We start from the raw sequence: 12,324 nt of genomic DNA, 5'->3' as shown, positions 1-12,324 counted from the left end.
TCTCAGCTCCTGATCCTGGTTTCCCGCTGGCGCATGGCCAGCACCGATTCACGCCACTGGCGCTCGCGAACCTCGTCTCGTGTCATCACGCTGGGCGCATCGTCCTGGTAGAGATTGATCTGACGGGTCAGCTCCTCCAGCAATTCGCGGCGCATCTGCATTTTTTCCTGCGGCCACAGAATCATGGGCAAGCGCGTCATGGCATCCCGGATCAGGAGATACACCCTGCCCTTGCCGTGGTTGTCGAGCTTGCGCACATCCACCATCTGCGACACCAGATGCGCCACCTTGCCCTTGCCCCAGCCCGCTTCTGCTGCGGTAAGCATCAGTACCGCCAATTCCGCGCTGCTTTGCGTGATCAACAGCTTTTCCTTGTCGCACAGCGCCACGCGCAACTCATCGGCGATGGCAATACCCGATCGCACCAGCGTAAAGGCCGAGGCATCGGACATCGTGAGCCAGTAGCGCCCTATGCTCCGATGCGGATTCTTGCGCAAATCCGATTTCATCTTGAGTCTTCCTGTTCCGGCGAGTGGATGAAAACACCGACGAAGAATTGCATGAAAAATGCGCCCGCCTTCTCAGCAGGCGCTGACATCAGCACTCCGTGTGAAGGACGGCGGTACGCTGCGCGTGCCGGGGTTGTTTCAAAATTCCGGTCTGCGCAACATGGCCGATAGCTGGCCAAGGCCGTGCAGCTCGCTCCCGTGGGCAGGTTGCCACCCATCCAGGAGCTTGCGTCGCAGCGCCTCGGCTACGGCAAAATCGAATCGGAGACTCATGCCGCGGCCCCGCCTCGGTGTTGTCGCAGCGCGGGCCATGTCGGTACTCGTTGCATTGGTGTTCGCTTTCATTTCATGTTGTGAAGAGGCTCAGAAGCCGGCCATCATGCGTGCCCGCAAGCTGCTCAGCGCCTGCTCGCACTTGGTCGGTCCGAAATTACGGATCAGTGCCTTGAGCATGGTCAGTGGTGTCAGCGGCGCATCGAAATTGCCCTTGGACTTTGCGCCGATCAGGAAACGCAGCTCGCGCGTGCTGGGTCCGCTGGCGGAGATACCATCCTCGCCGGCCATCGCTTCGAGCGAACTGACCATCTCATCGCTCTGCTGCAAGGCGCGTCTGAGCTCATGGGGATGGCGCTCGGTGAGATTGTTCATCATCGCCGTAAGTGCCTTCTTGATCGCCCGGTCTTTGCCGCCACCCTGCGGATTCTGTTCAATCTGTTCCAAGGCCTCGTAGAACACGTGGTAGCGCTGCAGCGGATCGAAATGCCTGGCCAGCATGGCCTCCACCTCCGCCTGGCGCTCACGGTCCGCCCCGTTGCGCAGCAGATCCAGGGTCTGTTCGATTGGCGCGAACAGTTCTTCCTCGTCCTCGTCGCGGTGTTCCTTCTCGCTCACTCTGACTTTGGACTTGCGTGCGGGCGTGGACAGCTTTTGCTGGGTCTGTGCGCGCACCGGTGCGCGCAGGCGCTGCCGCAGGCTCTTGCGGCTGAACGCCAGTCCCTCCTGAACCCCGGCCAGGACCTCCAGCGCATCGAGCGGACTGAGTTCGGCCGTCGTATTGGCATTGCCCAAGGGATCCATGCCGGGACGATGGCCGTGACGCAGATGCGGCCTGGGCAGGGTGGTGTCCGGGCTGAGGTTGTCGAGGCTATCGAAGGGGATGATTTTCATGTTCATGGCCCTGAGTGGCTCGGCCCGCGTCCATGGTTCCTTCCCCTCACTGCGGCCCCGGTGACGGGTGCGCAATCTTGTCGGTGGCTACCCTAACATCTCCGGTTCCGGAAATTTCTCATCAATGATGAAGAGCTTCCTCAACATTTTTCAAAGTCTCATGAATGTTCACCGTTTTGATGAAACTTGATCTGTCGCTGCTATCTTCCGCCCCAACCAGCAAGGTTCGCCCGCCAACGCGGCGTGACCCTGCCCCCACCCACCCCTCGATTTTCCAAGGAGGAGCAAATGAATCAAGCATTCGAAGAACAACTGCACGACAGCGCAGAGAAACATGACGAGTACGCCCAGGAACAAGCGGCCGCTCAAATCGTCCCCATCGATGTCGTTCAACTCTATACCGAACACAGAACTCACTTGTTGCGCTTCATCCAGCGCTATGTCGGCAGCCATGAAGATGCCGAAGACGTAGTACAAAACACGTTCATCGAAGCCAGCAAATGCGCGCATCGCTTTTCCGGGCTCTCCAAGCCTTCGACATGGCTGTTCGGCATTGCCCTCAACCTGGCACGCAACCAGGTCCGTCGCAACATCGCCGACCGCTGCGATGCCGTCGATGAGAATTTCATGGAACAGATTGTCGATACGCACGCGGATCCGGCCGTGCTTTATGAAATGCGCCAGATGGCCGAGAAGGTCGAAAACCTGCTCAACGAATTGCCCGTCAAGATCCGCGCCACTTTCGAGGCCGTGCTCGATGGCGATGCGACCTACGAGGAAGCCGCCGAGCACCTGCACATTCCGATTGGTACCGTACGCTCACGGGTCTCGCGCGTACGCGCCACCGTGCGCAGCAAATATGGCAGCGCGCCGCTGAGCCACAGTCTGTACGCCTGATGCGAGACATGGGCCTGCCCTGTTCGTTAGGGGCAGGCGCGCCTGAGCGTAGCTGAGTTACAGGACGTCGTTAAGGAAACAGCGGAAATACGCCCTAGCCACCCGAGGCGGCACCGGCATTGATCGCCAGATGGTAGTCGCGGGCAATGTCGGCGGTGAGGAGGATGGCATCCATGATGCTGCGTTCGTCGGCCAATGCGTCCACGGCGATGCGCTGCACAACGATATAGCAGCCCTGATCGGCATGCCAGAGGAAATCGGTATGCGGTGGCAGGGGCGGTGCGCCCGGCGGAGAAAACATGCGCGGCAGGTAATGCGGCTGCTCGCAACGGGGCAGCAAGGCCGTGATGGCAAGGTGGTGATCCGAGGTGTCGGGATCGATCAGGGTCCGCGTGAAAATCTCGCCCAGCTGCAACTCCAGCACCGCCACGCTCGCGTCAGGTTGGCCGGTCAAGCCGATGAGCTCGCGCAGCAGGCGGTTGACCCCTTCAATGTGGGTCTCGCCGTACGGACCAGACTTCTCTTCTTCACTATCCAATGGTGGCGTCTCGCTATCGTTGCAAACGGGAATGGCCAACGGTCCTCCCCGGGTCATGATTGGCCAGGCGCAGCGCGCCCGCCCAATGCAGCCGTTATTCTAACCGCGAAACGCCGTGGGCCGGCGCGGCTTCTCAACGCCTCGTAATGATGACGCCAGGCAATATCCGGGCGCGCCAGCGCGCCCTTGTCGCACGCATCAGCGTTTGTGCAGGGTGCGCCCTGCCGACGCATACCGCATGATGATCGCATCGCTCTGGGCAGCAGCGAGGCGCGGCACCGGCGCGACCGGCAGCTCACCAGCGCCGAGAAAATGAACGCCGGCCTGGCCCGAGGCTGTCAGCAATGCGGCCATTTGGCCAATGTCTTCCAGCCGCAGCGGGAACAGGGCTGGAATCTCGGCCAGCTCCACCAGACTGTGTGGTCGCCGTACCAGCGCATTGAGCACCGGCTCATAGAAACGAGGATCGGCCTTGACCATGCCGATGGACAATTCCAGATCCAGCGTGAGGCTGTCCGGCAAGCTGGTCAGCGACAGACCGAGTTGACGCAGCCAAAGCTCGCGCCGCGAAGAAGTCATACGCCGCACCCCGCGCAGGTAGATATCCGAGCGCCAACTGGTGTTGCACAGGTAGTCCTTGACCGTTTCGCGCAGGATGGGATCGTCCATCGTCGCCAGCAACTGTTGCTGCTGTGGCGTCAGGTAGAGCCGGGGAAAGGCCTGCGCCAGGTCTGCCGGGCCCACGTAATCCATCTTGGCCCCGGCCATTACTCTTGCGACGTCGGCATGATAGAACGCCGTCCAACCCTCGCTCAGGCATGCTTGGGCCAGATAGCCGCCCTCTTCCTGGCGCAGCGAATCGAGCTGGTACTGCAGATTGGGATTGCCATCGAAAAAGCTTGCCCCCGCTGCCTGCAGTTGCTGCACCATCTCGCGTGCCGCTGACATCTGTTTGTGCGTGGCAGGGCCATCGCTGCAGGCCCGTTCACGGATAAGGCGCTGCAGCGGCAAGGAGGGGCTCCATCCCGGCATGGCGTCATAGTTCAGCCAGACGATGCCGCCCGGCTTGAGACAGCGGGAGATCAGGTCGACGATACACTGGGGCTGGCCGGCACCGGCCCGGCTGTAGAGGCCGCGCAGAGCGATGAAATCCATCGGCGGCAATTCGGTCAGCCTGGCAGCGACCTCAGCGACGCTGTATTCCAGTACGCAGAGCTTGTCCGGTTCAGCGACCTGTGTTGGTTCCCGCGCGCACTGCATCTGGGCGGGTCTGCAATCGATTGCGTAGAAGCGCCCCTGGGGATTGGCTGCCGCCAGCGCGCTGGCAGCCAGGTCCGGTCCCCACCCCAGCTCCAGATAGTTGAACGGGCGATCCAGCGCTACCGGTTCCACACCATGGAGAACGCAGGAAAAACTCAAATGCACCGGGCTTGCCTCCCGGTAGAAACCGCTCGGATCATCGATGCCGGCGACATACGCTTGCTTGCACTCCATAGTTCCTCTTTGTCGATCAATGCGCGCCGACCTGTGCCGCATCCGGCAACATCAGCAAGTGCTTCCAGAACGGGCGGCGGCGGGTCAGGATGGCCTTGACGGTTTCTTGTACCTCACGCCTTTTTTCTTCCGCGCTCACCAGTTCGCGCTCGTCCAGAAGAATTGGCACATGCTGCGACTCGACCCGGCGCAGCACCCGGCTGGCCAGGTCCGTGGAACTCATGGTGGCGGTATGCGGATCAGCCAGCGAGTTGTAGACCAGCCGCTGGAACAGTGGCGTTGCCACGCCGCTGCCCAGCAAGGGCGACGCGAATACGCGATAGCCGCTATCCAGCTGGGCAATCGCCTGATTCAGGCACAGCGCCGGTCGACGATCCTGCGTGGCGGATTGGAGGAAATAAGGCGCGGCCTGTCCGGTGTCGACCAGCAAGGCCGCCAGACTTGCAATATCAGCCAGGCTCCGGTCTTGCAGACACCGCAGCTGGCGCAATTGCGCCAGACTTTTGGGGCCGGGCGCCAGCGCGTCCAGCATGGCACCGTAGATCTCGGCATCGGGCTGGTGGGCATGGAGGGGGAACCCCATCTTCAGGCTCACCGTCTCCCGTAGCACCGTCAGTGCCAGGCCTATACGGTCGAACCATTGCTCCTGTTGCCGGTCGCTCAGAGGACGCTTGCCACGCACGTAGATATCCTTGCGAAAGCAAGTGTTCTTGACATAATCATTTACCGTTTCACGGAGCGCGGAGTCTTCGATCTGCTGCAGCAGGTCGCGTTGCTGTGCATTCATGTACAACGCGGGGAATGCCCACGACAGGTCGGCCGACCCCACATACTCCAGCTTGGCCTGGGCCGCAGCGCGAGCCACATCGATGTGATAGAGCGGCTGCCAGCCCTGGCTCAGGTATTCGTGAACCAGTTCGGGCGCGCCGCCGGCATCCTGCTCCATGGCGAGCCGCAGATGGGCCTGCAGGTTGGCGCTGGTGGTCCTGGTGAAATAGCCGCCCTGGATTTCCGTCAGAGCCCGCACGAGACTGCGGGCCTTGTCGATTTGTGCCTGCATGCTGCCCGGAGAGCGGCTCGCATGTTCCAGCAGAAGGCGCTGCAGTGGCAAGCTCGGGGCCCAGCCGGGCATGGCGTTGTAGCTCAGATAGACCACCCCGCCCGGCTTCAGGTAGCGCTCGACCAGGCGCATGATGCAATGGCGGTTTTCAGCGCTGATCCAGCTGTAGACGCCATGCATCGTGATGAAATCCATCGGCGGCAGCGCCGTCAGACTATCGGCCAGATCAGCGAAGCTGGCTTCCAGAAAGCGGATGTTCTGCAGTCCTGCCGCCTCGGCCAGTTGCCGGCTGCCCGCGATGTGCGCCGGATTGAAATCGACGGCATAGAAATCTGCCTGAGGATTGGCCGCCGCCAGAATATTGGCGGTCAGGCCCTGGCCCGATCCCAGTTCCAGATAGCGGAAGTGCCGCTCCGGAGAAGGTGGCTCGCAGCCATTGAGCAGACACGCGAAACTCAACTGGGCGGGACTCTGCTCGGGAAAAAACGTGGCCACATGGTCGATATCGGCAACATAGCCTTCATGCCATTGCATTTGAATCCCTCGTGATGAGTTGAGATGACGACGGCCGCTTGCTGCGCACCGACCCACAGCTGTGCCAGGAGCGCGCCCGCAGGCGCTTCATTTGCGTGGCAGACGGCGAATGCGATGCCAGGGGAAATGCTCGTCCAGGCGTAGTTCCTCGCCATCCCCGAAGTGCTCCAGGGAGGGCGTCCTGCGACGCTTGCGGTTCTTTTGCGGCCCGTTCTCGCGCTCCATGGCGTCGATGCCAGACAGATACCTTTTCATGCTGAACTCCAACCGGGATGTATGCAGATTGATTTCTGAAACGATCTTGCCGCCACAGCTGCGGCGGACCTCAGACCTGTGCCAGGTGAGCGACGGGCCGCCATGCTGCCTCCAGCAGCACACCGTGCATCCGGATGAACTGGGCGCGTTCGCGCATGGCCTGGCCGACTCCGCTCGCCCGTTTCATCGCAGCCTTGTTCGGCGGCGCTGAGGTAGCGGCCGCCGGGCCGTCTTTGGACCTGCCTGCCCTGCCCTCGCCGATGCGCCGCATGTAAGGCTTGTCCACGCGCATGGCGCGCGCCAGTTCGTCGCCTTGCGGAATCGCATCCAGCGATTCGCGGGCTTGCGTATCCATGGGCTGCCAGTGCGCGATGTCGCCCTGGACGATTTCTGACGAATCACCGTAGCGGCGTTTGTTGCTGACCCGGTTGCGCGGTGTACCGGGTGCCCGCTCCAGAAAAGCGCGGGTGCCACGCCGGGGATGATCGATCGCCTTGGCCGGTGCGCTCGGCGGCGCGGTCGCGACGCTTGCGGCAGGTGCAGGGGCCGAGTCCTGTGCGGACTGACTTTCCTGCATGTCGATGTAGTCACGCAGGAACAAGGCGTAGTCGATTGCACGGGATGGCCCGTGGGTATTGATACGAGCAATTGACATGATGCTTCCTATCGATTTGCTGAACGCTCAGAGGGTGCCAGGCCGTATGCCATCCGGCCCGGCACCGTCCTTTACTTAGCCAGCTGAAAACTGACCAGCCTTCACCGCGGCGGCGAAGTCCAGTTGTCCCAGCAGACCATCCTGCTTGCCGGTATTGGCCGATTCCAGCTCCTTGAACAGCTGACCGCCATTGGCCATCAGCGCTTGAGCGGCTTGCTGCACTTCAGGCGGAACGGCCTTGAGCTTGCCATCCTTGTCCTGGTAATAGCCGGTCTCGGCGATGTTCTTCACGTCATTGGCCGACAGCAGATCGATATTGTTGTCCTTCAGGAAGCGATCCATCGTGTTGCCCGCGCTGTAGGCAGACGGCAGGACGGTGTTGGATTGCGAGATCGTGGGCATGGTGGTGTTGTCGCTCAGGCTGCCGTTCTTGACGGCGGCGGCAAAGTCCAGTTGTCCCAGCAGGCCATCCTGCTTGCCGGTGTTGGCCGACTCCAGTTCCTTGAACAGCTGTCCACCATTGGCCATCAAGGCCTGCGCGGCCTGCTGCACTTCAGGCGGAACGGCCTTGAGCTTGCCGTCCTTGTCCTGGTAGTAGCCGGTCTCGGCGATGTTCTTCACGTCATTGGCCGATAGCAGATCGATCTTGTTGTCCTTCAGGAAGTGATCCATCGTATTGCCCGCGCTGTAGGCAGACGGCAGGACAGTGTTGGGTTGCGAGATCGTGGGCATGTTGGCGTTGCCGCTCAGGCTGCCGTTCTTGACGGCGGCGGCGAAGTCCAGTTGTCCCAGCAGACCGTCCTGCTTGCCGGTGTTGGCCGACTCCAGTTCCTTGAACAGCTGTCCACCATTGGCCATCAAGGCCTGCGCGGCCTGCTGCACTTCAGGCGGAACGGCCTTGAGCTTGCCGTCCTTGTCCTGGTAGTAGCCGGTCTCGGCGATGTTCTTCACGTCATTGGCCGATAGCAGATCGATCTTGTTGTCCTTCAGGAAGTGATCCATCGTATTGCCCGCGCTGTAGGCAGATGGCAGTACGGTGTTGTCGGCCACGATGGTCGGGGAACCGGTCGGCAAGGTCGAGGTATTGTTGTCCAGGCTATGGTTCTTGACCGCGGCGGCGAAGTCCAGTTGTCCCAGCAGGCCGTCCTGCTTGCCGGTATTAGCCGACTCCAGTTCCTTGAACAGCTGACCGCCATTGGCCATCAGCGCTTGAGCGGCCTGCTGCACTTCAGGCGGAACGGCCTTGAGCTTGCCGTCCTTGTCCTGGTAGTAGCCGGTCTCGGCGATGTTCTTCACATCATTGGCCGACAGCAGATCGATCTTGTTGTCCTTCAGGAAGTGATCCATCGTATTGCCCGCGCTGTAGGGAGACGGCAGGACGTTGGTGGGCGTGGCAATGGTAGGCATGGTGTTCTGGCTGTCCAGGCTGCCGTTCTTGACGGCGGCGGCGAAGTCCAGTTGTCCCAGCAGCCCGTCCTGCTTGCCGGTATTGGCCGACTCCAGTTCCTTGAACAGCTGACCGCCATTGGCCATCAAGGCCTGCGCGGCTTGCTGGACTTCAGGCGGAACGGCCTTGAGCTTGCCATCCTTGTCCTGGTAGTAGCCGGTCTCGGCGATGTTCTTCACATCGTTGGCCGACAGCAGATCGATCTTGTTGTCCTTCAGGAAGTGATCCATCGTGTTGCCCGCGCTATAGGCCGAGGGCAGCACGATGTTGGGTGTGGCGATGGCCGGCGTGGCGTTCTGGCTGTCCAGGCTGCGATTCTTGACGGCGGCAGCAAAGTCCAGTTGTCCCAGCAGGCCATCCTGCTTGCCGGTGTTGGCCGACTCCAGTTCCTTGAACAGCTGACCGCCATTGGCCATCAGGGCCTGCGCAGCTTGCTGCACTTCAGGAGGAACGGCCTTGAGCTTGCCATCCTTGTCCTGGTAGTAGCCGGTCTCGGCGATGTTCTTCACGTCATTGGCCGACAGCAGATCGATATTGTTGTCCTTCAGGAAGTGATCCATCGTACTGCCCGCGCTGTAGGCCGAGGGCAACACGTTGTTGCTGGCGACGCTGGTTGGGGCATTCCAGCTGCCGGCGCTGCGGGTATTGTTGAATCCGTCCAGACTACCGTTCTTGACGGCGGCATCGAAGTCCTTCTGTCCCAGCAGGCCATCCTGCACGCCGGTGTTGGCCGATTCGAGCTTCTTGAAGAGCTCGCCGCCATTTTCCATCAGTTCCTCGGCCGCCTCACGAACGTTTTCAGGCAGGGGCTTGAGGTTGCCATCCTTGTCCTTGTAATAGCCGGTCTGGGCCATATCACGAACGTCATTGGCCGACAGCAGATCGATCTTGTTGTCCTTCATGAAGCTGTCCATCGTCTTGCCGGCGTCATAACCCGACTGACCGTTGGAGAGCAGACCCCGCATCACTGCCTGCAGCAGAAAGTCGTCCGCCAGGCCGTTGCGCGGCGTCGTACGGTTGGTACCGGAATCGTCCGACAGGATTCCCTGGCGCCGGGCAGCCGGGAAATCCTTGGGACCGAGCAGGCCATCCTGCTTGCCGGTGTTGGCCGATTCCAGTTGCTTGAACAGCGCGCCTCCGTTGGCCATCAAGGCTTGGGCGGCGGCCTGTACATCGGCAGAGACCGGTTTCAGATTGCCGTTCTTGTCCTGGTAATAGCCGGTATCGGCGATATCGCTCATCTGCTTGGCCGACAGCAGACCGGTATTGTTTTCCTGCTGGAAGTTGCGGATGGTATTGGCTGCGCTCGCACTCGACGGATTGCGTCCGCCGGCCAGGCCCATCAGGCTCAGGATCGCGCCCTTGAAGTTGTCGGGGATGGGTAGATTGTTGACCATATCGGAGGTCGCGTCGTCGCCCTCCTTCAACAGGATATCGCTGGACTCGGGATCGAGCTGTCCATCCGTTAGAGCACGTGGAAGGAGATTCTCCTGATCAATGTTGTAGGTGGTCGTGGTGGTGGTCGTGGTGGTGATATTTACCGACATAGATTTCTCCAAAAGATGGTGGACGATCCGCACGCCCGTGGCGCGCGGCAGCACCCATTGCTGGAGAGGGTCTTCCCCAACGCCATGCCTTCCACTGCCGCAACACCCATGGACTCCCGAATGAGTGACGCCGCGTCTTGCCGGGTTCCTTTTTTTGAATGCCGGCGGCCAGCGCTCACTTGGCCGCCGGCTCCTGAAGATACGACCAACGACAAGCGCGCTTGCCACGGCTTCGTGACGCGTCGGATGAAGACAGCCATGCCTGCTGTCGAATTACTGCTGCAGCATCTTGATCAGCAGGTTGCCGGACGAGGCCGCGCTGGTGGAAGGATCATTCGGATCCCACACTTCGTTGCCCCAGTTGACCAGGCTGCCGATGACCAGATCCTCGGCCAGCTCGCGACCGTTGCGAATCATGGATTCGCCATCGCGCGACATTTTTTTCAGTGTGCGCAGATCCATCTCTTCGATCTGGCCACCGAGCCGCGCCGGGGCCTCCGTCGTCTTGACCAGTACCGCGAAAACCTGATCGATCACGGCTGAAATGCCCTCCTGGAGCTGCTTGCGCAGCAGCTCCATCTCCTGCTCGGACAAGCCGATATTCCTGAGCGCCTCCAGCTGTCGTATGCCCTGCTGATCCTGCTGCTGCGCGGTGTCCGACGCCTGCTCCATGGATGCACGCGCTGCCTGGGCCAGCGCGGCGAAGTCAGTGTATGCCACCGTCGTTTGAGGATCCGGCGGGAGCTGGATGGGGATGCGTTTCAGTGGCCACTTGAGCTGCGGATCGGGATAGGAAAAGTACATCGTCAATTCGTCACGTTCCATGTCGGATCCTGGCGCTCAAAGCTGGGCAAAGGCCGGGCTGGAGAGGAATTTGTAGGCGCGATCGATCTGATCGTATTCCCGCTGCGCTGCCTCCTTTTCCGCCTCGCTTTTACTCACCTGTTTATCGGAGTGCCAGCGCAAGGCCAGCCTCTTGTAGTGCTTCTTGATCGTGCTCTGGTCACGCTCGTGCGGTTCCAGCCCCAGTGCGGCAAGAGACTCCGCTGCCAGTTTGTGCAAGTCCTGTCCGGCGTATTCCTGATCGAAGAAGCCGGTCCGGTTGAAGTCTTCGTTGACCTCGACGAAGACCTCTCCGGTGATGTGATCCTTGACCGTGCGCTCCCGGCTGACGCCATCTTCCGCAGTACGCCAGTCCGACCTGGAGTGGTGCGCTCCGTTCGTCTGATTGTAGGTTTCGTGCCAAGTCGTCTTGGTAACTTCGTCGTAGGTGGTTCGCAAGAGCACTCCCTGATCACCCGAGGCGCTCCACGCCGTACAACGATAATGCGTCTGCCGTCCGGGATGGAAGTAGGTCTTCCATTCGATAGCGTTCGCATGATCCCGGATCATGCCGACAAACCAGCCTTCGTTATTCGGAACGACCGGAACAAAGATGCTGAAATGTTGCAGCGGTGGTCCCTCGCGTCGGCTGGTGGTCCAGCGGCGTTGGTAGTTGTGTTCGATCTCTTCACGCTGCTGCCAGCCATCAGCGCCGCTTCTCCAGTCGGTCACGGAGATACGTTCACCGGTATCTACATGATGGGTCGCGTTCCATTTCACACTCTCGCTGTGCCACTCCATTCGCTCGACCCGTTCCCTGGCATCGAAATGGGCGCCCGGCAGAATGCTTGCGCCCGGCGGCAGTACGTTACTCCAGCGCCGATGGATGGCACGCTCCGCGTCATGGGGCTGGTGACTGGCGTAGATACCGTATTGCTTGAGCTTGCTGTAGATCTCCTGGATCAGCCCGCTCATCTGCACCTGCAATTGAGCCAATCGTTGACGCGCCTCGGCATAAGCCTGTTGCGCGCGCGGATGGCTCTGCATGCGCCGGGACAGATCAGAAGCATCGAACCGAGTACATTTCTTGTACCAGGCGCTGTTGCGCATGGCGCTGAATGACGAGGACAGCCTGGCTGCCCCTTCGCGAATCTTGGTACGGCCCTCGCCGCCGACAGAGAAATAGTCGCTGACCGACCGGAAACTGAAATTGTTGTAAATGCCCATGTTGTTGTCCTCAGAAAGAAGCGGTGCGGAAGTCACGTCGCTGAACTGATTTCTGAGTCGCGACAGACTTGTACCGGTTCCCTTCATTGCAGGTGCTTGCGCCTAGGCAGGATCTCGCGATGAAATGAGGAAGCTCACGGAACGGTCGTTGTCCGTCATGAGACCTGTGAGC

The 12,324-nt window shown here is 60.8% G+C and carries 11 protein-coding genes; 1 reads left to right on the top strand and 10 read right to left on the bottom strand.

Annotated elements, in window-relative coordinates; all coding sequences use genetic code 11:
* Window positions 1–2 precede the first annotated feature (2 nt).
* A complete protein-coding gene (locus tag J2X56_RS02665; RefSeq protein ID WP_245201952.1) occupies window positions 3–509 on the bottom strand; it encodes a hypothetical protein in 507 nt (168 codons plus the stop codon).
* A gap of 363 nt (window positions 510–872) precedes the next feature.
* A complete protein-coding gene (locus J2X56_RS02660) occupies window positions 873–1,676 on the bottom strand; it encodes a hypothetical protein (protein ID WP_245201951.1) in 804 nt (267 codons plus the stop codon).
* 288 nt (window positions 1,677–1,964) lie between these two features.
* On the opposite strand from J2X56_RS02660, the gene J2X56_RS02655 reads away from it, so the two are divergent.
* A complete protein-coding gene (locus J2X56_RS02655) occupies window positions 1,965–2,573 on the top strand; it encodes an RNA polymerase sigma factor (RefSeq protein ID WP_209568916.1) in 609 nt (202 codons plus the stop codon).
* A gap of 94 nt (window positions 2,574–2,667) precedes the next feature.
* Here the strand turns inward: J2X56_RS02655 and J2X56_RS02650 are convergent, their stop codons facing one another.
* The 8 genes from J2X56_RS02650 to J2X56_RS02615 form a co-directional block, all read right to left on the bottom strand.
* Complete coding sequence (locus J2X56_RS02650) at window positions 2,668–3,150, bottom strand: hypothetical protein (RefSeq protein WP_310158061.1); 483 nt, start codon at window positions 3,148–3,150, stop codon at window positions 2,668–2,670.
* A gap of 159 nt (window positions 3,151–3,309) precedes the next feature.
* The gene (locus tag J2X56_RS02645) at window positions 3,310–4,605 is read right to left on the bottom strand and encodes a methyltransferase regulatory domain-containing protein (RefSeq protein ID WP_310158059.1); all 1,296 of its coding nucleotides are present in this window, start codon (window positions 4,603–4,605) and stop codon (window positions 3,310–3,312) included.
* A gap of 16 nt (window positions 4,606–4,621) precedes the next feature.
* On the bottom strand, window positions 4,622–6,199 hold the full coding sequence (locus J2X56_RS02640; RefSeq protein ID WP_310158056.1) for a class I SAM-dependent methyltransferase: 1,578 nt from the start codon (window positions 6,197–6,199) through the stop codon (window positions 4,622–4,624).
* An 87-nt stretch (window positions 6,200–6,286) separates the two neighbouring features.
* Window positions 6,287–6,454: a hypothetical protein gene (locus J2X56_RS02635; RefSeq protein WP_209568922.1), complete on the bottom strand. Its 168-nt coding sequence runs from the start codon at window positions 6,452–6,454 to the stop codon at window positions 6,287–6,289.
* A gap of 70 nt (window positions 6,455–6,524) precedes the next feature.
* Window positions 6,525–7,109: a hypothetical protein gene (locus J2X56_RS02630; protein ID WP_209568923.1), complete on the bottom strand. Its 585-nt coding sequence runs from the start codon at window positions 7,107–7,109 to the stop codon at window positions 6,525–6,527.
* Window positions 7,110–7,184: 75 nt separating this feature from the next.
* The gene (locus tag J2X56_RS02625; RefSeq protein WP_310158053.1) at window positions 7,185–10,103 is read right to left on the bottom strand and encodes a hypothetical protein; all 2,919 of its coding nucleotides are present in this window, start codon (window positions 10,101–10,103) and stop codon (window positions 7,185–7,187) included.
* A 273-nt stretch (window positions 10,104–10,376) separates the two neighbouring features.
* Window positions 10,377–10,928, bottom strand: a complete 552-nt coding sequence (locus tag J2X56_RS02620) for a hypothetical protein (RefSeq protein ID WP_209568927.1) — start codon at window positions 10,926–10,928, stop codon at window positions 10,377–10,379.
* Between the two features lie 15 nt (window positions 10,929–10,943).
* A complete protein-coding gene (locus tag J2X56_RS02615; protein ID WP_310158051.1) occupies window positions 10,944–12,152 on the bottom strand; it encodes a J domain-containing protein in 1,209 nt (402 codons plus the stop codon).
* Between the last annotated feature and the right edge of the window lie 172 nt (window positions 12,153–12,324).

It is taken from the genome of Herbaspirillum sp. 1173 (genome assembly GCF_031455335.1).
Classification (GTDB): domain Bacteria; phylum Pseudomonadota; class Gammaproteobacteria; order Burkholderiales; family Burkholderiaceae_D; genus Herbaspirillum; species Herbaspirillum huttiense.
This window is presented reverse-complemented; position numbering and strand designations above follow the sequence as displayed.

Bases quoted from the DNA above. Each gene is read 5' to 3' on its own strand.
- J2X56_RS02660 (WP_245201951.1), bottom strand. From the start codon at position 1,676: ATGAAAATCATCCCCTTCGATAGCCTCGACAACCTCAGCCCGGACACC.
- J2X56_RS02620 (WP_209568927.1), bottom strand. From the start codon at position 10,928: ATGGAACGTGACGAATTGACGATGTACTTTTCCTATCCCGATCCGCAG.
- J2X56_RS02615 (WP_310158051.1), bottom strand. From the start codon at position 12,152: ATGGGCATTTACAACAATTTCAGTTTCCGGTCGGTCAGCGACTATTTC.
- J2X56_RS02640 (WP_310158056.1), bottom strand. From the start codon at position 6,199: ATGCAATGGCATGAAGGCTATGTTGCCGATATCGACCATGTGGCCACG.
- J2X56_RS02665 (WP_245201952.1), bottom strand. From the start codon at position 509: ATGAAATCGGATTTGCGCAAGAATCCGCATCGGAGCATAGGGCGCTAC.
- J2X56_RS02625 (WP_310158053.1), bottom strand. From the start codon at position 10,103: ATGTCGGTAAATATCACCACCACGACCACCACCACGACCACCTACAAC.
- J2X56_RS02635 (WP_209568922.1), bottom strand. From the start codon at position 6,454: ATGAAAAGGTATCTGTCTGGCATCGACGCCATGGAGCGCGAGAACGGG.
- J2X56_RS02630 (WP_209568923.1), bottom strand. From the start codon at position 7,109: ATGTCAATTGCTCGTATCAATACCCACGGGCCATCCCGTGCAATCGAC.
- J2X56_RS02655 (WP_209568916.1), top strand. From the start codon at position 1,965: ATGAATCAAGCATTCGAAGAACAACTGCACGACAGCGCAGAGAAACAT.
- J2X56_RS02645 (WP_310158059.1), bottom strand. From the start codon at position 4,605: ATGGAGTGCAAGCAAGCGTATGTCGCCGGCATCGATGATCCGAGCGGT.